We start from the raw sequence: 23,324 nt of genomic DNA, 5'->3' as shown, positions 1-23,324 counted from the left end.
CCTTGAGTTGAAAGGGTAAAAAGCGGCTACGCGGCAATCCCGGCCAGCATGCCGGTTACCGGAGACCATTCCGTGATGCGGGTTCCGGCGATCACGCCGGCTTCGGCGAAAGGATCCTGCTTGAGGATCGAATTGAGGGCGCCTTCATCGGACGCCTTGAAGATCAGCAGGGCACCCGCGCCGTCGCCGTAAGGGCCGCTGGCCACGATGACACTGTCCTGTGCCAGGCCGCCCGTCCATTCCCGGTGCGCGGGGCGGACCTCATTGCGGGTTTCGGTGGAGTTGGCGGCATAAACGTACTCAACGGCAAAAACTGTCATACCGCTACCCTATCGCCATGGCCGGCCAGGTACTGTCTTCATCCCCCATCCGGGGAGAAGAGCCGGGCGAATTGGACGCGGCGCAGGAAAGGGTCCCGGCGCACACCGCATGGTGCACGGGCGGATGGTGCACGGGCACAGGGGGAAGGTTCGGTTCAGCGCAGGAAAAGGACTTTGACGGCGGCAGCGGTTCCGGCTGCCCAAAGCATGGAGGTAAGGGTCCCGATGATGAAACGTTCGGCGGCAACAGGCGTCTCCTTCAACTCGGCGAACCTGCCCAGGCCTTTGATGGCCACGATGTAGGCAATGGCGACGGGTTGGCCGGTAAGGATGGCAAGGCACACTCCCAGCCGCTCCAGCACGCCGATGATGGCCCCGCCGCGCAGGATGCGCTGGCTTGGCAGTGCAGGTCCGGCCGCGGACCCGTTCGACGCCGGCCGGCCGGGAGGGGCGGTCAACTCACCGTCCACCGCTTGGTTGCCTGCGACGCCGGCAGCGTCAGGATCCGGGTCAGCTGCCGCCGGCGGGACCATTGCCCCGTCCGGTCCCGGCAATCCTGCGGAAGGGTTGTCCACAGTGACGTCAGCCGCCGGGTCCTCCTCCCCCCTGAGCGCTTCCTCTGCAGCCTTGGCGGCATCCGCCCTGTCATCGATGGTCCGGGCAAGCTTGAAGACCAGCGCAGTGACCGGCCAGCCGGCAAAGCCGGCCACCACCAAAGCCACTGCCACCCAAAGTGCGGTCACGCGTCTCCTTCATTCCGGTCCGCAGGCTTAATGCGGCCCACAGGCTCCCCCTGGGCCGCGGCATCCTGCTGGGCAGGGACATTCTTTTGCGCGGGGACATCTTGCTGGGCAGGGACATTCTTTTGCGCGGGGACATCTTGGCGCGCACTGACATCCTTTTCCGCTTGGCCAACCCTGGAGTCTGCAAAACCCAGGAGCATGGAAGCAGCCGGCCTGGCTGCCCATTCTTCCTGCCACCCGGAGCGAAGCACGGTACGGCTCACCGACTGCTCCGAAATTCCGAGTTCAAGCGCCACGTGCTTCTGGCTTCCATGCCGGCCCTGGCCCTGGCCACGCGCACCCGTGCGGCGCAGGGCATCCACCACCCGCCACTGGGCTTCCGTGCGGTCCTGGACAAGCCGGCCGAGCAGCCTGAGTACCGCCTCCGCATTGGCACATGCCTGCACCCCCTCTCCGGCAGCGGCACCCCCGGCCGCTTCCCCTGCCATGATGCCGGGCACCACTGACAACGGCACCTGGGAACCTGCGCCCTTGGCAAGCTCCACGGCCTTTCGGGCGGCAACAAAGGCGGTGCCGGTGCCTTCCCGGGGGCTGGCATCCGGCGGCAGGGAGACGGTTCCGACGCCGATCCCGACGTACCAGCGTCCGCCGCGGAGCGCATGCAGGGCAATCTCCACCACGGCGGAAGCGTCCTGCACGACTCCCTGGATTTCATCCCCTACGGAGCGTTCGAACAGAGGCTGGTCCGTTCCAGGAAGTTCAAGGCCCGCAAGGTCTTCGAGCAGTACCGGTACCAGGTCCCGGCTGCCAGTGCTCCCGCGCTGGTCGATGGTCATGACGAACATACCTCAACCATAGATGGCTGATTGCATGCAATCAATCAGATCTGGCTGATTTTTTAAAGTCAACCATTACGGGACGAGCAGGCAGGAATGCGGTTAGCCAAAGAGGTTGACGGGCTTAACAATGTCCGCGTAGATCAACAACGCGCTCATGCCCATCAACAGCGCCGCCACCACGTAGGTGACGGGAAGCAGTTTGGCGATGTCGAAGGCGCCGGGATCCGGCCGTCCGCGCAGTTTTGCCACCCTCCGCCGTGCGCCCTCATACAGGGCGCCTGCAACGTGGCCGCCGTCCAGCGGCAGGAGCGGGACCAGGTTGAACACGGCAAGTGCGAAGTTCAGGCCGGCCAGCAGGCCAACGAGGGTTGCCACCCGGGACTGCAGCGGTATGGCCTCCATGGCTGCCACTTCACCTGCGACCCTGCCCACGCCCACCACACTGATGGGGCCGTTGGGGTCGCGTGGCTCTTCGCTGAATGCGGCCTTGGCCACCCCCACCACGCGGGCAGGCAGGTTCAAGACAACGCCGGCCACCTGGCGGATGTTCTCCCCCGCCATGGGCAGGACGGACGGCGCCGGCTGCGGCACCAGCGCCGTCTGGGCGCCGATGCCAAGGAATCCGACGTCCTGGTACTGCAGGTTGCCGGCGGCGTCGGTTGCCTGCCGTCCGTCGGCTCCCATGACCGGCCGGGCCGACAGGACGGGGGTCACGGTGGTGGACACGGGGTTGCCGTCCCGCTGCACAGTAATGGCGACTTGCTTGCCGGCGGACGCGCGGATCCATTCGGTCAACTGGTCCCAGCGGGTGACGGGTTTGCCGTCGAAGGAGGTGATGGTGTCATTGGGCTTCAGCCCGGCAGCGGCGGCAGGCGTCAGCTGGCAGTCGGCGGAATCGGGATCGACCGTTTGTCCCGCGGCCACCTGGCACTTGGACACGTCGGAAATGGTGGTGGTGGCCGTGGCAACGCCGAAACCCATCAGCAGTACGGCGGTGAGCAGGACGCCCAGGATCATGTTCATGGCCGGGCCACCCAGCATCACGATGACCTTTTTCCAGACCGGCAGCCGGTAGAAGACCCGGTTTTCGTCGCCGGGCCCTACTTCCTCGTGCGCCATGGAGCGCGCCTCGGTGGCCAGCGTCTGGAACATGCCGGTGCTGGAAGGCCGGACCGAGCCGTCCTCCTTGTTGGGCGGGTACATGCCGATCATGGAGACGTAGCCGCCCAGCGGGACGGCCTTCACGCCGTATTCGGTTTCGCCCTTCCGGCGTGACCACAGCGTCGGCCCGAACCCGATCATGTACTTGGTCACGCGGACCTTGAACAGCTTGGCCGGCACCAGGTGGCCCACCTCGTGGAGCGCAATGGACACGGCGATGCCCAGGGCGACGAAGACGACGCCGAGGATGAAAAGTAGGACAGGGGTCATGGAGGTGCTGCTGCTTCCTAGAGACTGCTGACTGCTAAACGTTCGTGGGCGCGGGCGCGTGCCCAGCTTTCAGCATCCAGCACCGATTCCACCGTCAGCCCGGAGGAACCTGAGTGTTCGCTGAGCACGCTGTCCACAGTATCGACGATATCGGTGAACCGGATGCGGCCGGCATGGAACGCCGTCACCGCTTCCTCGTTGGCCGCATTGAAGACAGCGGGGAAGGTGCTCCCCTGCTTCGCGGCGTCCTTGGCCAGCCCGACGGCGGGGAAGGCGTCCGTATCCAGCGGCTCGAAGGTCCATGTGGCGGCCTGCGTCCAGTCGCACGGGCTGGCGGCGTTGGGGACACGGGCCGGCCAGCCGAGCCCCAGGGCGATGGGCAGGCGCATGTCCGGCGGGGAGGCCTGGGCGATGGTGGAGCCGTCCACGAACTGGACCATGGAATGGACCACGGACTGGGGGTGCACCACGACGTCGATCCGATCCAGGGGAATGTCGAACAGCAGGTGCGCCTCGATGACCTCCAGGCCCTTGTTCACCAGGGTGGCCGAGTTGGTGGTGACCATCACGCCCATGTCCCAGGTGGGGTGGGCCAGGGCTTCCCGGGGGGTGACGGCATGGAGTTCCTCCCGGCTCCTGCCCCTGAAGGGTCCCCCTGAAGCAGTGAGGATGAGCTTGTCCACCTCGCGGGGAGTGCCGGAGCGAAGGCACTGGGCAATGGCCGAGTGCTCCGAATCGACGGGGACGATCTGGCCCTCGCGGGCAGCGGCCTTGACCAGGCTGCCGCCCACGATCAGGGACTCCTTGTTGGCAAGGGCCAGGGTGGCGCCGGACTTGAGGGCCGCGAGCGTGGGCGCCAACCCTATGGATCCGGTAATGCCGTTGAGCACCACATCCGCCTCAACCGCGGCGATGCGGGCGGAGGCGTCCGGGCCCGCCACGATCTCCGGCCGGTACCCCGGGCGGCCCGCCGCAGCAGCAGCGTCATCGATCAGCGCAGCCAGCCGGGCAGGATCGCCGCCGGCAATCCCCACCGCAGCGGCGCCGGTGTGGACCGCCTGCCGGGCCAGGAGTTCCAGGTTGCCGCCCCCGGCGGACAGTGCCACTACCTCGAACAGGTGAGGGGCGCCGTCGACGACGTCAATCGCCTGGGTGCCGATGGAACCGGTGGATCCGAGGAGGACGATTCTGCGTGGCTGCATGGGTTAAGTATCCCGCACCCTCCAGGGCGTCCGTGCGCGCCCGGCCGGCTGGGCCGTCGTCGCACCCGCCCAGTCCTGGCCTGCTGTTGGACCCTTGACCGGCGGGTGGCCGGGCGTAACGTGGAACGCGTGGACTGGCTCACGTGGTTTGATGCGCCGGAGTACGAGTTCGCCCGGCAGGTGCTGCAGCGGGGCGTGGCGGCACTGTATTTTGTCGCGTTCCTGTCCACGCTGAACCAGTTTCCCGCCCTTCTCGGCGAACACGGCCTCCTCCCGGTGCCCGGGTTCCTTGCTGCGTTCTCCCGTTTCCGCCGGCCCACCCTGTTCCGCTGGCGGTACTCAGACAGGCTGCTGCGCGCCGTCTGCGCCGTTGGCCTGGTGGTGGCGGCGCTGCTCGTGGCAGGGATTCCGCAGCTGGGTCCGCCCTGGGTTCCCCTGCTTGCGTTCCTGGCCCTGTGGCTGCTGTACATGTCCATTGTGAATGTGGGCCAGACGTTTTACGGGTTTGGCTGGGAAATGCTGCTCCTGGAGGCGGGCTTCACCGTAGGCTTCCTGGGCTCAAACCAGACGGAGCCGCCCCGGACCATCCTGATCCTGGTTGTGTGGCTGGTGTTCCGGCTGGAGTTCGGGGCGGGAATGATCAAGATCCGCGGCGGCCGGGAGTGGCGCGACCTGACGGCGCTGTACTACCACCACGAAACACAGCCCATGCCAGGGCCGCTGAGCCGGCAGGCGCACCTGCTGCCCAAGCCGCTGCACCGCATCGAGGTGGTGGGCAACCACATCGCCCAGCTGGTAGTGCCGTTCCTGCTGTTCGCACCGCAGCCGGTGGCAAGCGCCGCGGCAGGGGTGGTGGTGGTGACCCAGTTGTGGCTGGTGGCCAGCGGCAACTTCGCCTGGCTGAACTGGATGGCGATCGTGCTGGCGTTCGCGGCGGTCAGCGACCCCGTAGCGCATGCCGTGATTCCCGCCATCCCCGCGGACTGGAATGCCGCCACAGGCGCCCGGCAGGAAACCCCGCTGTGGTGGCTCGCCATCACGCTGGCGGCGTCCCTCCTGCTGCTGGTGCTGAGCTACTGGCCGCTCCGGAACCTGTTCTCCCGCCGCCAGCTGATGAACGCCAGCTTCAACCGGTGGCAGCTGGTCAACGCCTACGGTGCGTTCGGCACCGTGACCAAGCAGCGCATCGAGATCGTGGTGGAGGGCACGCTGGATGAGGACCCCGACGGCAGTTCGAACTGGCGCGAGTACGGCTTCAAGGGCAAACCGGGGGACGTGCGCCGGATTCCGCGGCAGTGGGCGCCGTACCACCTGCGGCTGGACTGGCTGATGTGGTTCCTGCCGCTGCGGACCGTGCACGAGGAATGGTTCTATGCGTTCCTGGGCAAGCTGCTGGCGGCCGACCGGCAGATGCTGCGGCTGCTCCGGAAGGACCCGTTCGACGGCGCCGCGCCACGCTGGGTGCGCGTGCGCAGCTTCCATTACCGCTTCGCAAGCCGGAAGGAGTTCCGGGAGACAGGGAACCGCTGGGTGCGGACACTGCTGTCGGAGCCGATCCCGGCCACATCACTCCGGCGGCCGAAGGGGCGGCAGCGGTAGTTATGCCTCCACGGCGGCGCGGCGGACGATCTCCTGGGCGTGCTTGAGGATGGGGCCGTCGATCATTTTTCCCTGGTATTTGAAGACCCCGGACCCGGCCGAGGCTGCAGCATCCAGCAGGGCTGTGGCTGCGGCCACCTCGTCGGCCGAGGGCGCATAGGCCTTCCGGACCACGGCTGCCTGGCTGGGATGGATGCACGCCTTGGAGCTGAAGCCTGTGGCCACGGCGTCGGCTGCTTCGGCCGCCAGCCCGTCGAGGTCGGGGATGTGGGTGTACACGGCGTCCACCGCTTCCTTGCCGTGCGCCCGCGCTGCCAGCAGCACTGACGAACGGGCGTGCAGCGCAACTGCCCGGTAGCCGCCGTCGTCTTTCCGGCTGGACGTACCGCCCAGGCTGGCCAGCAGGTCCTCGGCCCCCCACATCAGGCCCACCACGTTGGGGGCGGCGGCGATGGCCGGCGCGTTGAGCACGCCCAGGGCTGTTTCGCACAGCGCGATCACCTGGTAGCCCTCCAGCGCCTTGAGCTGGTCGGCCGATTCCGCCTTGGCCAGCATCACGGTGCGGTAGGGGGTATGGGCCAGGCAGTGCAGGTCTTTTTCGAAGTCCTCCGTGCCCGCGGGGTTGACCCTGACTATGGTGCAGCTGGGTTCAAGCTCCGGTTCAACGCCGGTGGTTCCCAACTGGGCCAGGATGGCGCCGCGGGCCCGCTGCTTGTCCCCGGGCGCCACCGCGTCTTCGAGGTCCAGGATGACGGCATCCGCCCGTGCGGCGGCCTTCTGGTAGCGTTCGGGACGGTCGGCGGGGCAGAAGAGCAGGGCAGGGCCCATCACAAAGGTCATAACGCTATTCTCCGATCTTTTGGCCGCTCTGCGCTTCCATATGCGCCTCCCGGGTCCACATCAGGCAGCTGCGGGTGGCCCGTGCCACCACGGTGCCTGCCTGGTTGCGGCCGGTGTGCTCCATGGTGACGATGCCCTGGCCCGGGCGCGAGGCCGAAAGCCTCCTGCCGGTGATGACCGTCTCCGTGTACAGCGTGTCCCCGTGGTACAGCGGATGCGGGAAGGAAACATCCGTCAGGCCCAGCTGGGCGATGATGGTCCCCTGGGTCAGCTGGGTGACGGACTGGCCCACCATGGTGGCCAGGGTGAACATGGAGTTCATCAGCCGCTGCCCAAAAGGCTGCCCGGCGCTCCAGGCCGCGTCCAGGTGCAGCGCCTGGGTGTTCATGGTCAGGGTGCTGAACAGGACGTTGTCCGTTTCCGTCACCGTCCTGCCGGGACGGTGCGCATACACCAGGCCCTCCTCCAGCTCGTCGAAGTACAGCCCGCGCTGCTCGGCGACGCGCCGGCCGCCGTCGTCCTTGGGGTTGCTGTCCGTGGGGTTGCCGCCGGTCATACGGTGAGTTCCCGGTCTTCCTCGAACAGGTCCGCGCCGGTGGCGGCCACCACGTCCTCCACGGAGACGTTGGGGGCCAGTTCGCTCAGGACCAGCCGAGAGGTGCCGCCATCCTTGACGACGTCGATGACGGCCAGGTCGGTGATGATCCGGTCCACGCAGCCCTTTCCGGTCAGCGGGAGCGTGCATTCCTGGACAATCTTGGGGTTGCCGTTGCGGTCGACGTGCTCCATCATCACGATCACCCGCTTGGCCCCGAACACCAGGTCCATGGCCCCGCCCATTCCCTTGACCATCTTTCCCGGGATCATCCAGTTGGCCAGGTCCCCGTTGGCGGCCACCTCCATGGCGCCCAGGACGGCCACGTCCACGTGGCCGCCGCGGATCATGCCGAAGGACGTTGCCGAGTCGAAGAAGGCTGCTCCCCTGTTGACGGTCACCGTCTCCTTGCCGGCGTTGATCAGGTCCGGATCGATGGCGTCCTCTGCCGGGTAGGGCCCGACGCCGAGGATCCCGTTTTCCGAGTGCAGCACAACTTCCACGCCTGCCGGAATGTAGTTGGGGATCAGGGTGGGCATCCCGATGCCCAGGTTCACGTACTGGCCGTTGCGGAGTTCTTTGGCCACGCGGGCGGCGAGCTCGTTGCGCGTCCAGCCCTTGGTGTCCGCCGCAGATGTGGAGTCGCCGGGTCCGGCATGCCGCTGGGAAGCGGACCGCCGGTATTCCGGGCGCACGGCTTCAGGCCGGGGCGCTTCGGGGCTGTTGGGATCCATGGTCATGCTCCTGCCTGGTTGAGTGCCACCGTCCGCTTTTCGATCCGTTTCTCGCCGTTCTGCGCCAGGACCACCCGCTGGACGAAGATGCCGGGGGTATGGATGTGTTCGGGGTCCAGTTCGCCGGGCTCCACGAGTTCCTCCACCTCAGCGATGGTGATCCGACCCGCCATGGCGCACAGCGGGTTGAAGTTCATGGCCGTGGCGTGGAAGACCAGGTTGCCGTGCCGGTCGCCCTTCCACGCGTGCACCAGCCCAAAGTCCGGCGTGAGCGACTCTTCCAGGACGTAGTCCACTCCCCCGAAGGAGCGCACCTCCTTCGGGGCGGAGGCAACCGCGATCCCGCCGTTGGCGTCGTACTTCTGCGGCAGGCCGCCGTCGGACACCTGCGTGCCAACCCCTGCCTTGGTGTAGAACGCCGGGATCCCTGCTCCGCCTGCCCGCAGCTTCTCAGCCAGCGTGCCCTGCGGGGTGAGCACCACCTCAAGTTCACCGGCAAGGTACTGGCGGGCGAACTCCTTGTTTTCTCCCACGTAGGAGCTGATGGTCCGCCGGATGCGCCCGGCCCGGAGCAGGATGCCAAGGCCCCAGTCGTCCACGCCGCAGTTGTTGCTGACGGTCTCCAGCCCTGACGTGCCGGCCCTGTGCAAAGCGTCGATCAGGGCCACCGGAATCCCGCAGAGCCCGAACCCACCAACCGCCAGCGAGGCGCCGTCGGGGATGTCCGCGACGGCTTGGTCCGCACTGGCAACAACCTTGTCAATCATCATTGATCCTTTCGGGCCGGCTAAAGTCCCAGTTCGCGGGCGATCAGCATCAGCTGGACCTCCGTGGTGCCCTCCCCCACTTCAAGGATCTTGGAGTCGCGGTAGTGGCGTGCCACGGTGAACTCGTTGATGAAGCCATAGCCGCCGAATACCTGGGTGGCATCCCGCGCATTGTCCATGGCCGCCTCGCCTGCGACCATCTTAGCGATGGCCGCCTGGGTCTTGAACGGCTTGCCGGCAAGCATCCGGCCGGCCGCGTCGTAGTAGGCCAGGCGGGCCGTGTGGGCGCGCGCTTCCATCCGGGCGATCTTGAAGGAAATGGCCTGGTACTTGCCGATTTCGTGCCCGAACGCCCGGCGCTCGCGGGCGTATTTGACGGACAGGTCAACGCAGCCCTGCGCGGCACCGGTGGCCAGGGCGGCAATCGCAATCCGGCCCTCGTCCAGGATGGACAGGAAGTTCGCGTAGCCACGCCCTTCGGCCCCCAGCAGGTTTTCCTCCGGCACCCGGACGTCCTTCAGGGTCAGCGGGTGGGTGTCCGAGGCGTTCCATCCCACCTTGTTGTAGGGCTTTTCCGCCTTGAATCCCGGGGTGTCGGTGGGCACCAGGATGGTGGAGATCTCTTTTTGGAGGCTTCCGTCCGCGCGCTCCTTTTGCCCGGTAACCGCTGTGACGGTGACCAGCCGGGTGATGTCGGTTCCGGAGTTGGTGATGAACTCCTTGTTGCCGTTGATCACCCAGTGGCCGTCCTCGCGCCGGGCATGGGTCTTGGTGCCGCCGGCGTCCGATCCTGCCTCGGGTTCGGTGAGCCCGAACCCGGCGAGCGCCTGGCCGGACGCCAGCATGGGCAGCCATTCCTGCTTCTGCGCGTCCGTGCCGAACCGGTACACGGGCATGGCCCCCAGGGACACACCGGCCTCCAGGGTGATGGCGACGGACTGGTCCACCCGGCCCAGCTGCTCCAGCGCGAGCGCAAGGGCGAAGTAGTCCCCGCCCATGCCGCCGTATTCCTCAGGGAACGGCAGACCGAACAGGCCCATCTCCGCCATCTGCTTCACCACCTCATAGGGGAAGCTGTGCTCTTCGTCATGCTTGGCGGAGACCGGGGCCACCACGTTGTCCGCGAAGTCGCGCACGGTGTCGCTGAGGTCCTGGTATTCCTCGGTGAGTTCAAAACCGGTCATGGTCAGGCTCCTTCGCCTTGTTCTGCAACTGCGTCTGTGTCGGTGTTGGCGTCTGCGTCTGTGCCGGTGTCCGTGGAAGCGGGTTCCGTGCCTGTTGGATGGGGGTGGATGGTGGCCAGGATTTGGTCCGCCTTCACAAGGTCACCGGTGCGGGCAGTCAGGTGGACCGTTCCCGCCAGGGGGGCCACCAGGTGGTGCTCCATCTTCATGGCCTCCACGGATACCAGGACTTCCCCGGCCTGGACCGCATCGCCATCGCTGACCGGGACAGCCACCACGGTTCCGGGCATCGGCGAGCGCACTTCGGGGTCGGCCACACCTTCCTGGCGCTGCACGGCCGCCAGCACCCGTTCCAGCCGTGCTTCCCGGGCCAGGAGTTCCAGCCGGCAGGACCAGCCGTCGTTGCCGAGGAAGAACTGGAGCGGCAGCCCCGGCGCTGCAGCCACCTGGTACTCCCGTTCCGTGCCGCCAAGGGTAAGGACTGCGCCGCCACCACCTTCCAAGCGCAGTGCGGCAGTCTGCCGGGGGCCGCCGTCGACAGCAACGGTTGCGGTGTCTCCGCCGGTGGGACTTCCGCTGACCTGCACTGTTGCCACCCCGCCGTCGGACGTTCCCAGGCTGATCCGGCGCGGCGCGGGCGCACCAAGGCGCCACCCGCTGCGTGCCTGCCAGGGTCCGCCGGCGGGCGTGGGGTTGTCCTGCGCCTCCAGGCTGAGGGCGTACAGCGCGGCGGCTACCAGTTCTGAGTCGCCAACGCGCCGGAATTCCAGGGCCGGCAGCTTCCGTTCGATCAACCCGGTGTCCAGGTGCCCGGCCTGGACATCTGAATCGCTGAGCAGGAGCCGCAGGTACTCCACGTTGGTCTCGATGCCCAGCGCTGTGTAGCCTGCCAGCGCCGCGTCCAGGGATTTAAGGGCTCCCCCACGGTCCTCGCCCCAGGCGATAACCTTCGAAATCATGGGATCGTAGTTGGCGGAGAGCTCCAGCCCTTCCAGCAGGGAGGAATCCACCCGGACCGGGCCGTGCGTCCCCATTGGCAGCTCCTCCAGCTGGAGCACCGTCCCGGTGGAGGGGAGGAAGTTCTTCTCGGGCACCTCGGCGTAAACCCGCGCCTCCACGGCGTGGCCGGACAGTTCGACGTCGGCCTGCCGGAGCGTCAGTTCGGCACCGGCGGCGATCCGCACCTGCCATTCCACCAGGTCGATGCCGGTGACCATTTCCGTGACCGGGTGCTCCACCTGCAGCCGGGTGTTCATCTCCATGAAGAAAAACTCATCCGGGGCATCGTCTGAGACCAGGAACTCCACGGTTCCGGCCCCCGTGTAGTTCACGCTGCGGGCGGCGTTGCAGGCGGCCTCGCCGATCCGGGCCCGGACTTCCGGACCGTTGGGCAGGCTCTCCAGCAGGGGTGACGGGGCTTCCTCGATGACTTTTTGGTGCCGCCGCTGCAGGGAGCATTCACGCTCGCCGAGGTGGATGACGTTGCCGTGGGCGTCCGCCAGGACCTGGACTTCAATGTGCCGGGGGGTGGTGACCAGGCGCTCCAGGAACAGGGTGTCGTCGCCGAACGCGGCTGCGGCGACGCGCCGGGCCGTGGCCAGGGCGGCGGGCAGGTCCGCCTGCTTTTCGACCACGTGCATCCCTTTGCCGCCGCCGCCGGCGGAGGGCTTGATCAAGAGGGGATAGCCGACGGCGGCAGCAGCCTCCACGAGTTCACTGTCCGTCATGCCGGGCCTGGCAATGCCGGGGACCACCGGCACTCCGTACCCCGCCACATGGTTCTTGGCGCGGATCTTGTCGCCCATGACGTTCAGCGCTTCCACGCCGGGACCAATGAACGCAATGCCGGCTTCTTCAAGGGCTCGGGCGAAGTCCGCATTTTCGCTCAGGAAGCCGTAGCCGGGGTGGACAGCTTCCGCGCCGGACTGCCGGCATGCCGTGAGGATGGCGTCAATGCTGAGGTAGCTTTCGGCTGCCGCGGCGGGGCCGATGCGGACGGAACTGTCGGCTTCGCGCACGTGGCGGGCGCCGGCGTCGGCATCGCTGTAGACGGCGACCGAACGGATTCCCAGGAGGCGCAGCGTGCGGATGACGCGGCAGGCGATTTCGCCGCGGTTGGCCACCAGGACGGTGCTGAAAAGGGAGCCACCGCCGGTTTTGGCCCTGCCGGCCTCTTTGGTGGTGGCGCCGGCGGCACTTTGCTGCATGGCGGTGTTGGTCTGCATGGTCATTGCTGGCTCACATCCGGAAGAGGCCGAAGGAGGTCTCCGGCAAAGGGGTGCGGGAGACAACGTCGAGGGCCAGGCCCAGGACGGTGCGGGTGTCTGCGGGGTCGATGACGCCGTCATCCCACAGCCGTGCCGTTGAGTAGTAGGGGCTGCCCTGGTCCTCGTACTGCCGGCGGATGGGCGCTTTGAAGGCTTCCTCGTCGTCGGCGGCCCATTCCTCCCCCGCTGCCTCGTACTGGTCCCGCTTCACGGTGGCCAGCACGCTGGCAGCCTGGTTGCCGCCCATCACCGAGATCCTGGCCGCGGGCCACATCCACAGGAACCTGGGCGAATAGGCCCGGCCGCACATGGAGTAGTTTCCGGCGCCAAAGGAACCGCCGATGACCACGGTCAGCTTGGGGACGCGGACCGTGGCAACGGCGGTCACCATCTTGGCCCCGTTCTTGGCGATGCCACCCTGTTCGGCGTCCCTGCCCACCATGAAGCCGGAGATATTCTGCAGGAAGAGCAGCGGGATGCCGCGCTGGTCGCACAGCTCAATGAAGTGCGCACCCTTGAGCGAGGACTCGCTGAACAGCACGCCGTTGTTGGCCACGATGCCTACGGGGTGTCCCTCGATCCGGGCGAATCCTGTGACCAGGGTGGTGCCGTAGTCCTTCTTGAACTCGTGGAACCTGCTGCCGTCCACCAGGCGGCCGATGACCTCATGGACGTCGTAGGGTGCGTTGACGTCCGTGGGCACGGCGCCGTAGAGCCCTTCCGGGTCCACGGCCGGTTCGACGGCGGGTTCCACCTGCCAGGCCGGCGCGGCCGGAGGCGGCAGGGTGGCAACGATGTCCCTGATGATCTGGAGGGCATGTTCGTCGTTTTCGGCAAGGTGGTCCGTCACCCCCGACACCCGGGAGTGCACCTCTCCGCCGCCCAGTTCCTCGGCGGTGACGATTTCCCCAATGGCTGCCTTTACCAGCGGCGGGCCGCCCAAGAAGATGGTGCCCTGGTTCCGGACAATGACGGTCTCGTCGCTCATGGCGGGGACGTAGGCTCCGCCGGCGGTGCAGGAGCCCATGACGGCGGCGATCTGGGGAATCTTGGCTGCCGACAGGCGTGCCTGGTTGTAGAAGATCCGGCCGAAGTGCTCCTTGTCGGGGAACACCTCGTCCTGTTTGGGCAGGAAAGCGCCGCCCGAGTCCACCAGGTAGATGCAGGGCAGCCGGTTTTCCAGGGCGACCTCCTGGGCGCGGAGGTGCTTCTTCACCGTCATGGGGTAATAGGTGCCGCCCTTGACGGTGGCGTCGTTGGAGATGACCAGGACCTGCCGGCCGTGGACCAGGCCGATCCCCGCGATGACTCCTGCGCCGGGGGCGTCGTCACCGTACATCCCGTTGGCCGCGAGGGGCGCGATTTCCAGGAAGGGGCTGCCGTCGTCCAGCAGCTGGTCAATCCGGTCCCGCGGGAGCAGCTTGGCCCGGGCGACATGGCGGTCCCGCGACTTCTGGGGCCCGCCCAGTGCGGCATCCGCGAGCTTCTTCCGCAGCTCGCCGGCGAGCGACAACTGCTCGTTCCGGTTGGCGCGGAAGGACTCGCTTGCCGGGTCGAGCCGGGTGGCCAGGGTCTCCATCGACGTTCCGTCCTTGTGTGGTTGCGCGCGGCCGCCAGGCCAACTCGGTTAGTGACTAATAACTGAAATTCAGGTTAGTCTCGATTAACTGTGATGTCCAACACATCACCGCCTTGTTAGACTCTGGGCTGGCCCAAGGAGGAAAAGTGTCCAGCAATACAGTGCAGCCGGCCCCTGCCGCCGAGGCCCCCACAACCGCAACCCAGGCGCCTACAACCCAGGCCCCCACAACCCAGCGCGGCAAAGCCAAGGAGAACCGGCGGCAGGCCTTGCTGTCCGCTGCCGCCTCCCTCTTCGCGGCCAACGGCTTCAACCGGGTTTCGCTGGAGGACCTTGGTGCGGCAGCAGGCGTCAGCGGACCTGCGGTGTACCGCCACTTTCCCGGCAAGCAGGCCGTGCTGGCGGACCTTTTGGTCACCGTGAGCCAGGAACTGCTCGACGGCGGCCGCCAGGTTGTGGAGCGCACTGCCGACCCCCACGCCGCGCTGCGGCAGCTGGTGGAGTTCCAGGTGGATTTCGCGCTCGGCAAGCCGGACGTGATCCGGGTACAGGACCGGGACTTCACCAACCTTTCGGAGCAGGACCAGTTGGCCGTGCGGACACTCCAGCGCAGCTACGTGGAGGTGTGGGTGGACATCCTGGCCAAGGTCCACCCAGAAACCGACGCCGCTGAGCTGCGGATGCGCGCCCACGCCACGTTCGGCCTCATCAATTCCACGCCGCACTCAGTCCGCAGCCATGGCAGGCGCATGGCGGCCGGCGTCGCCCGCCCCCTGCTGGAACGGATGGCGCTGGCCGCCCTCATGGTGGACGACAGCCCGGCTCCCTGACCCTGGCATGCCAGGAGCTAAACCATCGTGAGCACCATGCCGGGCTCGGCCAGGATGGCCCCAATGTCCGCAAGGAACCGGGAACCCTGCTCCCCATCCACCAGGCGGTGGTCGAAGGACAGGCTCAGCGTGAGCACCTGGCGCAGCGCCACCTCGCCCCGGTATTCCCAGGGCATGGTCCGGACAGCCCCAAGGCCAAGGATCGCCGCCTCCCCCGGGTTGAGGATGGGAGTCCCTGCGTCAATGCCGAAGACGCCGATGTTGGTGATGGAGATGGTGCCGCCGGAAAGGTCCGCCGGCGTGGTCTTGCCCGCCCGCGCGGTTTCGGCGAGTGCCGTGAGCGCCTGGGCCAGCTGCGGGAGCGGCAGGGCGTCGGCATCCTTGATGTTCGGAACCGTGAGTCCCCGCGGCGTCGCGGCGGCGATGCCCAGGTTTACGTAATTGAAGGTGACGATCTCCTGGTTTTCTTCGTCCCAGCGGGAGTTAAGTGCCGGGTTGCGGCGCACGGCGATGAGGAGGGCTTTGGCGGCGAGCGTCAACGGGGTGAGCTTAACTCCGGCAAAGGTCCTGCTGTCCTTGAGCTTGGCCAGCAGCTCAAGGCTCGGCGTGACATCCACGGTCAGGAATTCGGTGGCATGGGGCGCGGTGAAGGCGCTCTGGACCATGGCCGCCGCAGTGTGCTTGCGGACGCCCTTGATGGGGGTGCGCGTCTCCCGCTCCCCCGCTGTGGGCCCGCCTGAGGACGCGGACCCCTGCACGTGAGTGGCAGGTTCCACCGCATGCCCCGAAAACTCCAGGACGTCCTCCCGGGTAATCAGGCCGCCGGGACCGGTACCCGGAACCTGGACGAGGTCCAGCCCCAGGTCCTTGGCCAGCTTTCGGACCGGAGGCGTGGACCGGGGACGTTCGGCGGGCTTGGTTTCGGTGGCCTTGGTTTCGGTGGCCTTGGTTTCAACCGGGCTGGTTTCCGCGGGCACGGCTTCCACAGGTGCGGCTTCGGCAGCCGCTCCCCCGGCCGGCTGAACCACTGGTGCGGCCTGCCCCTGGGCAAAGTTCCGCGGCCGCCGAACCGGCCGGCCGGAGCCTTCAACGACGGCGCCATACCCCACCAGGTTCGGTTCCCGTTTGGGCGTTTCCACTGGTTGCCCGCCCAGCCCCTCCGAAAGGCCGGCCGCCTCTGCAGGTGACCCGCCGGCGTCGTCCGCTACCTCGAAGGAGACGATCGGCTTGCCCACCTCCACCACGGAACCGGGCTGTTCGTGCAGCTCCTTGATGACCCCGGCGAACGGCGAGGGAAGCTCCACCACGGCCTTGGCGGTCTCCACTTCGGCGATGACCTGGTTCAGGCTTACGGTGTCGCCAACATCGACTTTCCAGCTGAGGATTTCAGACTCGGTGAGCCCCTCGCCCAGGTCCGGGAGCCGGAATTCCTTGATCATGGTGGCGCTCATCCTTCCAGTCCGCTCAGGGAATTGGGGCGGCCAAGGGCCCGGTCCACGCCGTCCAGGATGCGGTCCAGGCCCGGCAGGTGGTGCATTTCCAGCTTGGAGTACGGATAGGGGATGTCGAACCCGGTTACCCGGACCGGCGCGGCCTCGAGGTGGTAGAAGCACCGCTCCGTGATGCTGGCCGCGACTTCCGCTCCCAGGCCGCCGGACTGTGCAGCCTCGTGCGTGATCACCAGGCGTCCGGTCTTTCGCACGGATGCCACCACCGGTTCATAGTCCACGGGGGCCAGCGAGCGCAGGTCGATGACTTCGATGGAGATGCCCTCGTCCGCTGCGGCGGAGGCGGCGTCCAGTGCGGTCTTGACCAGGGGCCCGTAGGCCACCAGGGTGACATCGCCGCCGTCGGTCAGCACCCGCGCCTTGTCCATGGGCAGGGCCGAGTCCGGTTCCAGGGACTCGTCCACCTCGCCTTTGTCGTGGTAGCGGCGCTTGGGCTCGAAGTAGAGGACTGGATCGTCACAAGCGATGGCCTGCTGGATGACTGTATACGCGTCCTGCGGATTGGCAACGGTCACCACCCGCAGTCCCGATGTATGGGTGAAGTAGGCTTCCGGGGACTCGGAGTGGTGCTCCGGCGAGCCGATGCCGCCGCCGAACGGAACCCGGATGGTGATGGGCATCTTGACGGCCCCGCGGGTTCGGTAGTGCAGCTTGGCCACCTGGCTGACGATCTGGTCGAAGGCCGGATAGATGAATCCATCGAACTGGATTTCCACGACGGGCCGGTAGCCGCGGTAGGCCAGGCCCACGGCAGTTCCCACGATGGCGGACTCCGCCAGCGGGGTGTCCACCACTCGGTGGGTGCCGAAATCCTTTTGCAGGCCGTCCGTCACCCGGAAGACGCCGCCTAAGGCGCCGATGTCCTCGCCCAGGAGAACCACTTTGGGGTCGCTCTCCAGCGACTTCCGCAGCCCGGCATTGATGGCGCGGGCAAAGGTCAACTGGGTCATCAGCGTGCACCTTCCTCTGAAACGGCACCTGCGGGATCACCGAAGGAGGCCAAATACCTTGCGTAGTGGTCCTGCTGGCGTTCCAGCCAGGAGTTGGGGGTGCTGTAGACGTGCTTGAAGACATCCATGGGCTGCGGCTCCGGCATGGTGGTGCAGCCGCGGCGCATCTGCACTGCCACGGTGTCGGCCTTGTCCTTGACCTGCTGCTGCAGCTCCGCGGTCAGCAGTCCCTTCCGTTCCAGGAGGCCGGCCAGCCGGGAAATGGGATCCTTCGCGGCCCAGTCCTCCAGCTCGTTGGCGTCCCGGTAGCGGGTGGGGTCGTCCGCGGTGGTGTGCGGCCCCATGCGGTAACTGACGGCCTCAATGAACGTGGGTCCGCCCCCGCGCCGTGCCCGGTCCAGGGCCAGCCGGGTGGCAGCCATGACTGCCAGGACATCGTTGCCGTCCACGCGGAGGCTGGGGATGCCGAAACCGGTGGCGCGGTCCGCGAGCTGGATGTGGGACTGCAGGCGGACGGGCTCCGAGATGGCCCAGTGGTTGTTGGTGCAGAAGAACACCACCGGGACCTGGAAGCTTGCGGCGAACACCATTGCCTCGTTGACGTCGCCTTCGCTGGTGGCTCCGTCGCCGAAGTAGGTGACGGCCACCGCATCGGAGCCGTCATTCTGGATACCCATGGCGTAGCCCGTGGCGTGCAGGGTCTGGGCACCGATGATGATCTGCGGGGTGGCCATGTTGATGCTGTACGGATCCCAGCCGCCGGATGCGTTGCCGCGCCAGACCCGGAGGAGATCCGTCAGGTCCACGCCGCGGCAGTAGGCCACGCCGTTCTCGCGGTAGCTCGAGAACACAAAGTCGTCGGCGCGCAGTGACCGTCCGGAGCCTATCTGGGCTGCCTCCTGGCCCAGGAGCGGGGGCCAGAGGGCCAGTTCACCCTGCCGCTGCAGGGCGGTGGCCTCAACATCGATCCGCCGGATGACGGTCATGTCCTCAAAGAGGGAGCACAACTGGTCATCGGTAATGTCCCGCACCCAGAAATCGAACTCCGGGTGGCTGATCCGTTCACCGGACGGGGTGATCAACTGGAGGAATTCCGGCCCGGTTGCATCAGGTTTTCCTGCGCTGCCGGGGATAATTGCGCCGCTATGGCCCGTCTGGTCTGTAGACACGATTGCCGCAACCTTCGAACGTCGTTGACCAGTGGTTTCGGGGCTTTTGGCCCCTGCCGCCACCGGCCTTCCGGGCGTCATTGCCCCAGATACTGTGACCCTACTCACAATGGCCAGGGGGTACAACCACTGCAGCAGTTTCTGAGCAATGTGCCCTGTCGGGGGCCTCAACACCGTGCTAGCGTTGCGCATTATGCGAGCTTTGGATGGCACTGACACCCGCCTGCTGTCGGCCTTGGCGCAGGACCCGCGCCGGACCGTGGTGGCGCTCGCGCAGAAGCTGGGCCTGTCCCGCAATACTGTCCAGGCGCGCATGGCGCAGCTGGAAAAGAAGCACGTCTTCCTGTCCTTCGAGAGGCGCCTCAATCCGGCGGCCCTGGGCTATCCGCTCATGGCGTTCATCTCGGTCCATGTCCAGCAGCAGAAACTTGGGCGGCTGGCTGAGGAAATTGCCGCCATCCCGGAGGTCCTCGAGGGCTTCGGGCTGACCGGGTCCGCGGACCTGCTGCTCCGGGTGGTGGCCAGGGATGCCGAAGATCTGTTCCGCATTAACGGCAAGATCCTTGCGTGCGACGGTGTTGAGCGGGCCGACACGGCGCTGGCCATGGGTGAGTTGATCCCCTTCCGGGTGCAGCCCCTGCTGGACCGGGGCTCCGAAGGCAGCTAGCAGCAGCGCGAAACGTCCCGGGTGGTGATTCAAGGACGACGGCGGCAGGCAGGATATAGGCTTGTTCCCGTCATGTTCCGGGCCGGGAAGGTCTGGGCCAGTCCGCCGGCGCCAGAGCGCCTGTTCGACGAAAGGCTCCCCTTGAGCAGTCCCCAGGATCCGTACCGGCAGGGCCAGGCGGGCTCGACGCCACCGCAGTTTCCCCAGCTGCCCGGGCAGCCTGCGCCGTTCGGCCTCCCCGGGGAACCACCGCGGCAGCGAAGCCGGCGGAAGCTGTGGATCATCCTCGGCAGTATTGGCGGGGTGCTGATCCTGGTGATCCTCGGCGTCGTGATCCTGGTGAATGTGGTGGGCAGCGCCACGAACCAGGCCAGGGGCCTCGCCGATGATTTCACCAAGAGGGTGATCGCCGGCGATTCTTCCGGCGCCTACGACCAATATCTTGATCCGGCCCTCAAGAAGCAGCTTTCCAAGGAGGCGTTCATCTCGGGCGTGCAGAGCCTGGAGATGGACAGCTCCTGCCAGCCCGCCTACAACAACCTCAAGGTTGCCACGGACAACGGCGTGAAATCGGCCGAGGTGGTGGGACAAATCAGCTGCAGCGGCAAGAAGGTGGACCTTGCCTACCGCTTCGAGGGTACGGACCAACTGCTGATGACCAACATCAAGCTGCGGCCGGCAGCCTAGCCAGGACCACGTTGACGGGAAAGTGGAAAGGGTACTGATCTTTTACCCATCCTCCCCCGGCAATGATCCGAATTGCTTCCGAGGGCCCCGCCAAGGGGCCCCACACCAGGCGGGACAATCACCCGCCCCAACGGAAGGATTCGGCCATGCGAAACTCACCCAACCGCCTCGTCGCCACCATTTTCGGAGCCGTCTACCTGCTGGTGGGCCTCCTGGGCTTCGCCGTCACGTCCGGCGTCGGTTTCGTCGCCACCGAGGGCGCGAACCTGATCATCTTCGAAGTCAACCCGCTGCACAACGTCATCCACCTCGCCATCGGCGCCGCACTGCTCTTCGCCGGGCTTCGCGGGACGGACAGCGCACGCACCGTGAACTCGGCCGTCGGCGCTGTCTACCTCCTGGTGGGCATCGTGGGGCTGTTCCTGCTGAACTCGCCGCTGAACATCATCGCCCTGAACGGTGCCGACAACGTCCTCCACCTCGCCAGCGCCGTACTCCTCCTCGGCGTAGGCCTGTCCCTGGACAAGTCCCCGGCCGCGGCCCGCGCGTAGCATGCCAAGGACCGGCATGACCCCGCTCCGGCCCTCACCGCTGGGCGACCAGCCAGTGTTGCCGCAGGACACGGTGTACCAGGCGAACCCCCCGGTCCGCCTGCTCATCGGGTTCGCCGGCTTTGGTGCAGGCTCAGTCAACCTGGCGATCTGTTCCAGTTACTTCGCCGCTGGTGCCAAGGATCCCGCGATGTTCCTTGCGGGTGTGGCGGCAGGCCTCTGGGGTGCCGCGCTGCTGGCCGGTGCCGTGGTGGTCCTGGCGAAGGACCGCCTGGCAGGTGGCCGGTGGGCGCGGTATGCGCTGGCTGCCGCAGCGGCTGCACACCTGGCCGCCATCGCGTACCCCAGGTCCACGGCCGCGTCCACGGCCGCCCCGCTCAGCATGACGCAGCTTTCTGCGCTCCTGCTGACATTGATGATCATCGCCTCGCTCGGGTGGCTCGGGCGGCACGGTGCGGGGCAAAAAACGGCGGGGCAAGGCACCGCAGGGGCCGGCATGCGCCCGGGGAAGCTGCTGCTGGCAGCGTTTGCCGGCGCCGTGCTGGTGGCAGGAATCACGACGCCGGGACTCGCCGCGTCGACCGCCGGCCAGTACGCGGTGCCGCATGGTGGACACGGGAATGTAGCCCCGGGGGGCCACCACCAGCGCTGACGGCCTGCAGCAAAAGACGCCGGGTCCGTTCCCAACGAAAGAGCCTCCGTGCCGCGGTTTGCGGCAGGAGGCTCTTCACGTTGCGCCGGAAGAGTCCGGCGCGGGATGGTCTGTCCCTGTTTTGGGCTCCCTGCCTAGTGGTCCACCGCCTTTTCGGCACCGATGCCGGTCAGGGAGCGGACCTCCATCTCGGCCTGCTTGGCAGGATCCTCCCGCCTCTTGTCCAGGGTGGTGCCCAGCCAGCCCAGGAAGAAGGCCAGCGGGATGGATACGATGCCCGGGTTGCTGAGCGGGAACAGTGCGAAGTTGGCGCCGGGGATCATGGAGGTCTTCAACCCTGAGACCACCGGGGAAAACACGATGAGCACGATCGCAGAGCCCAGGCCGCCGTACATGCTCCACACTGCGCCCTGGGTTGTGAACTTCCGCCAGAACAGCGAGTAGATGATGGTGGGCAGGTTGGCCGACGCGGCGACGGCGAAGGCCAGTGCCACCAGGAAGGCCACGTTCTGGCCGTTGGCGAAGATGCCGCCCAGGATGGCCAGGATGCCGATGACCACAACGGTGCGCCGGGCTACCCGGACTTCAGTGGCGGCGTCGGCTTTGCCCTTGGCGATGACGTTGGCGTAGATGTCATGTGCGAAGGATGCTGCGGCCGTGATGGTCAGGCCTGCCACCACTGCCAGGATGGTGGCGAACGCCACCGCGGAGATGAAGCCCAGCAGCAGCGGGCCGCCCAGGTGGAAGGCCAGCAGCGGGGCGGCAGCGTTGACACCGCCGGGTGCGGACTTGATGGTGTCCGCCCCCACCAGTGCGGCTGCGCCGTAGCCCAGCACCAGGGTGAACAGGTAGAACAGGCCGATCAGCCAGATGGACCAGACCACGGACTTGCGTGCTTCCTTGGCCGTCGGAACGGTGTAGAAGCGCATCAGCACGTGCGGCAGGGCCGCCGTGCCCAGGACCAGGGCCAGGCCCAGGGACATGAAGTCCAGCTTGGAGGTCTCAGTCTTGCCGTACTGCAGCCCGGGGTTGAGGACGGCCGGGTTGTTGGCAGTTTCCACGGCGCCGCCCAGCAGGGCCGAGAGGTTGAAGCCGTAGATGGCCAGGACCCAGAGGGTCATCACGGCGGCGCCTGCGATCAGCAGCATGGCCTTGATGATCTGGACCCAGGTGGTGCCCTTCATGCCGCCGATCAGGACGTACATGATCATGAGGGCGCCGACGACGATGATCACCAGGGCCTGTCCGGTCCAGTCGCTGATTCCCAGCAGGAGGGAGATCAGGCTTCCTGCGCCGGCCATTTGGGCCAGCAGGTAGAAGAAGCAGACGGCGAGGGTGGAGATGGCGGCCGCGATCCGGACCGGGCGCTGCTTCAGCCGGAAGCTCAGCACGTCCGCCATGGTGAACTTGCCGGTGTTGCGCAGCAGTTCAGCCACCAGCAGCAGTGCCACGAGCCAGGCCACCAGGAATCCGATGGAGTACATGAACCCGTCATAGCCGTTGATGGCGATGGCTCCGGTGATGCCCAGGAAGGATGCTGCCGACAGGTAGTCGCCGGCGATGGCAGTACCGTTTTGCGAGCCGGTGAACGACCGGCCTGCGGCATAGTAGTCGGCGGCGGTCTTGTTGTTCCGGCTGGCGCGGAACACGATCACCATGGTGACGGCCACGAACAGGCCGAAGATGCCCATGTTCAAAAGGGTGGTGTCCTTGAGGGCGGCGACATCCACCGCGGCGGGAATTGCGATCATTTGTTGGCTCCGCCCACTCGGTTTCCATGCTTGTCGAATTCGTGCCCCTCGATCTCGTGCCGGATCTCGGTTGCAATGGGATCCAGCCGCTTGTTGGAATAGTGCACGTACCAGCCGGTGATGGCGAAGGTCGACACGAACTGGAGCAGGCCCAGGATCAGGCCGATGTTGATGTTGCCCCAGACCTTGGTGGACATGAATCCCACCGCGTAGTCGGCGAGCAGGACGTAGGCGAAGTACCACAGCAGGAAGGCCACTGCCATGGGGAAGACAAAGCTGCGGTGACGCTTGCGCAATTCCTGGAACTGCCCGGTCGACTGGACTTGTTCAAAGTCCACGGACGCCGCTGCGTCCGGAGTATGGGCATCGTTACCCATCGTTCCTCCTCATTGAGTTGCCGGAACACACCGGGCGGAGGGCCCCGAACTGCTGGACAGGGAGCCTGGCCGGCAGCACCAC

At 66.7% G+C, this 23,324-nt stretch carries 22 protein-coding genes and 1 pseudogene; 6 read left to right on the top strand and 17 right to left on the bottom strand.

Going from position 1 to position 23,324, the window contains the following annotated elements:
- Positions 1-26: 26 nt before the first annotated feature.
- From ACR65J_RS02255 to dxr, 5 genes and pseudogenes are all read right to left on the bottom strand, one after another.
- Positions 27-320 carry a YciI family protein gene (locus ACR65J_RS02255; RefSeq protein ID WP_224025578.1) on the bottom strand — a complete coding sequence of 98 codons (294 nt, stop codon included), beginning with the start codon at positions 318-320 and terminating at the stop codon, positions 27-29.
- Between the two features lie 155 nt (positions 321-475).
- Positions 476-1,063, bottom strand: a complete 588-nt coding sequence (locus tag ACR65J_RS02250; protein ID WP_440165655.1) for a hypothetical protein — start codon at positions 1,061-1,063, stop codon at positions 476-478.
- Between the two features lie 164 nt (positions 1,064-1,227).
- Positions 1,228-1,908, bottom strand: a pseudogene (locus ACR65J_RS02245) (MarR family transcriptional regulator); the annotation flags it as partial.
- A 93-nt stretch (positions 1,909-2,001) separates the two neighbouring features.
- Complete coding sequence (locus tag ACR65J_RS02240; RefSeq protein ID WP_440165653.1) at positions 2,002-3,333, bottom strand: M50 family metallopeptidase; 1,332 nt, start codon at positions 3,331-3,333, stop codon at positions 2,002-2,004.
- Between the two features lie 17 nt (positions 3,334-3,350).
- Positions 3,351-4,535, bottom strand: coding sequence for a 1-deoxy-D-xylulose-5-phosphate reductoisomerase (dxr, locus tag ACR65J_RS02235; RefSeq protein ID WP_440165651.1), 1,185 nt, complete (start codon positions 4,533-4,535; stop codon positions 3,351-3,353).
- A gap of 129 nt (positions 4,536-4,664) precedes the next feature.
- On the opposite strand from dxr, the gene ACR65J_RS02230 reads away from it, so the two are divergent.
- Positions 4,665-6,134: a lipase maturation factor family protein gene (locus tag ACR65J_RS02230; RefSeq protein ID WP_440165649.1), complete on the top strand. Its 1,470-nt coding sequence runs from the start codon at positions 4,665-4,667 to the stop codon at positions 6,132-6,134.
- Here ACR65J_RS02230 and ACR65J_RS02225 read toward each other — a convergent pair whose 3' ends face one another.
- Genes ACR65J_RS02225 through ACR65J_RS02195 form a run of 7 tightly spaced genes read right to left on the bottom strand, consistent with a single transcriptional unit; the run spans position 6,135 to position 14,100 of the window.
- Positions 6,135-6,974 (bottom strand): HpcH/HpaI aldolase/citrate lyase family protein, encoded by an 840-nt coding sequence (locus ACR65J_RS02225; protein WP_440165647.1) that lies wholly within the window; start codon positions 6,972-6,974, stop codon positions 6,135-6,137.
- A gap of 4 nt (positions 6,975-6,978) precedes the next feature.
- Positions 6,979-7,530, bottom strand: coding sequence for a MaoC family dehydratase (locus ACR65J_RS02220; protein WP_440165645.1), 552 nt, complete (start codon positions 7,528-7,530; stop codon positions 6,979-6,981).
- Positions 7,527-8,309, bottom strand: coding sequence for a CoA transferase subunit B (locus ACR65J_RS02215; protein WP_440165644.1), 783 nt, complete (start codon positions 8,307-8,309; stop codon positions 7,527-7,529). Before ACR65J_RS02215 ends, ACR65J_RS02220 begins: the two co-directional genes overlap by 4 nt.
- Complete coding sequence (locus ACR65J_RS02210) at positions 8,306-9,070, bottom strand: CoA transferase subunit A (protein ID WP_440165854.1); 765 nt, start codon at positions 9,068-9,070, stop codon at positions 8,306-8,308. The genes ACR65J_RS02215 and ACR65J_RS02210 overlap by 4 nt, the downstream gene beginning before the upstream one ends.
- Before the next feature lie 20 nt (positions 9,071-9,090).
- Positions 9,091-10,254: an acyl-CoA dehydrogenase family protein gene (locus tag ACR65J_RS02205; RefSeq protein WP_440165643.1), complete on the bottom strand. Its 1,164-nt coding sequence runs from the start codon at positions 10,252-10,254 to the stop codon at positions 9,091-9,093.
- A gap of 2 nt (positions 10,255-10,256) precedes the next feature.
- Positions 10,257-12,485, bottom strand: coding sequence for an acetyl/propionyl/methylcrotonyl-CoA carboxylase subunit alpha (locus tag ACR65J_RS02200; protein ID WP_440165642.1), 2,229 nt, complete (start codon positions 12,483-12,485; stop codon positions 10,257-10,259).
- A 7-nt stretch (positions 12,486-12,492) separates the two neighbouring features.
- Complete coding sequence (locus tag ACR65J_RS02195) at positions 12,493-14,100, bottom strand: carboxyl transferase domain-containing protein (RefSeq protein ID WP_440165641.1); 1,608 nt, start codon at positions 14,098-14,100, stop codon at positions 12,493-12,495.
- A 161-nt stretch (positions 14,101-14,261) separates the two neighbouring features.
- Between ACR65J_RS02195 and ACR65J_RS02190 the strand changes: the two genes are divergently transcribed.
- Positions 14,262-14,930: an SACE_7040 family transcriptional regulator gene (locus ACR65J_RS02190; protein ID WP_440165852.1), complete on the top strand. Its 669-nt coding sequence runs from the start codon at positions 14,262-14,264 to the stop codon at positions 14,928-14,930.
- Positions 14,931-14,947: 17 nt separating this feature from the next.
- Here the strand turns inward: ACR65J_RS02190 and ACR65J_RS02185 are convergent, their stop codons facing one another.
- The 3 genes from ACR65J_RS02185 to pdhA are packed head-to-tail and all read right to left on the bottom strand — an operon-like array spanning position 14,948 to position 18,557.
- The gene (locus tag ACR65J_RS02185) at positions 14,948-16,369 is read right to left on the bottom strand and encodes a dihydrolipoamide acetyltransferase family protein (RefSeq protein WP_440165640.1); all 1,422 of its coding nucleotides are present in this window, start codon (positions 16,367-16,369) and stop codon (positions 14,948-14,950) included.
- A gap of 8 nt (positions 16,370-16,377) precedes the next feature.
- Positions 16,378-17,388 (bottom strand): alpha-ketoacid dehydrogenase subunit beta, encoded by a 1,011-nt coding sequence (locus ACR65J_RS02180; RefSeq protein ID WP_440165639.1) that lies wholly within the window; start codon positions 17,386-17,388, stop codon positions 16,378-16,380.
- Positions 17,388-18,557 carry a pyruvate dehydrogenase (acetyl-transferring) E1 component subunit alpha gene (gene pdhA / locus ACR65J_RS02175; RefSeq protein ID WP_440165637.1) on the bottom strand — a complete coding sequence of 390 codons (1,170 nt, stop codon included), beginning with the start codon at positions 18,555-18,557 and terminating at the stop codon, positions 17,388-17,390. Before pdhA ends, ACR65J_RS02180 begins: the two co-directional genes overlap by 1 nt.
- 193 nt (positions 18,558-18,750) lie before the next feature.
- Here pdhA and ACR65J_RS02170 point away from each other — a divergent pair, with 193 nt between their 5' ends.
- From ACR65J_RS02170 to ACR65J_RS02155, 4 genes are all read left to right on the top strand, one after another.
- Positions 18,751-19,224: an Lrp/AsnC family transcriptional regulator gene (locus ACR65J_RS02170; RefSeq protein WP_440165635.1), complete on the top strand. Its 474-nt coding sequence runs from the start codon at positions 18,751-18,753 to the stop codon at positions 19,222-19,224.
- 141 nt (positions 19,225-19,365) lie between these two features.
- A complete protein-coding gene (locus ACR65J_RS02165) occupies positions 19,366-19,911 on the top strand; it encodes a hypothetical protein (protein ID WP_440165633.1) in 546 nt (181 codons plus the stop codon).
- A gap of 146 nt (positions 19,912-20,057) precedes the next feature.
- Positions 20,058-20,462, top strand: a complete 405-nt coding sequence (locus ACR65J_RS02160) for a DUF4383 domain-containing protein (protein ID WP_440165632.1) — start codon at positions 20,058-20,060, stop codon at positions 20,460-20,462.
- Between the two features lie 16 nt (positions 20,463-20,478).
- Positions 20,479-21,114: a hypothetical protein gene (locus tag ACR65J_RS02155; RefSeq protein ID WP_440165630.1), complete on the top strand. Its 636-nt coding sequence runs from the start codon at positions 20,479-20,481 to the stop codon at positions 21,112-21,114.
- Positions 21,115-21,248: 134 nt separating this feature from the next.
- Here ACR65J_RS02155 and ACR65J_RS02150 read toward each other — a convergent pair whose 3' ends face one another.
- Positions 21,249-22,865: a monocarboxylic acid transporter gene (locus tag ACR65J_RS02150; protein WP_440165628.1), complete on the bottom strand. Its 1,617-nt coding sequence runs from the start codon at positions 22,863-22,865 to the stop codon at positions 21,249-21,251.
- Positions 22,862-23,242: a DUF485 domain-containing protein gene (locus tag ACR65J_RS02145; protein WP_440165626.1), complete on the bottom strand. Its 381-nt coding sequence runs from the start codon at positions 23,240-23,242 to the stop codon at positions 22,862-22,864. The genes ACR65J_RS02150 and ACR65J_RS02145 overlap by 4 nt, the downstream gene beginning before the upstream one ends.
- Positions 23,243-23,324: the final 82 nt, after the last annotated feature.

This window comes from Arthrobacter sp. SAFR-044, assembly GCF_059414985.1.
This window is presented reverse-complemented; position numbering and strand designations above follow the sequence as displayed.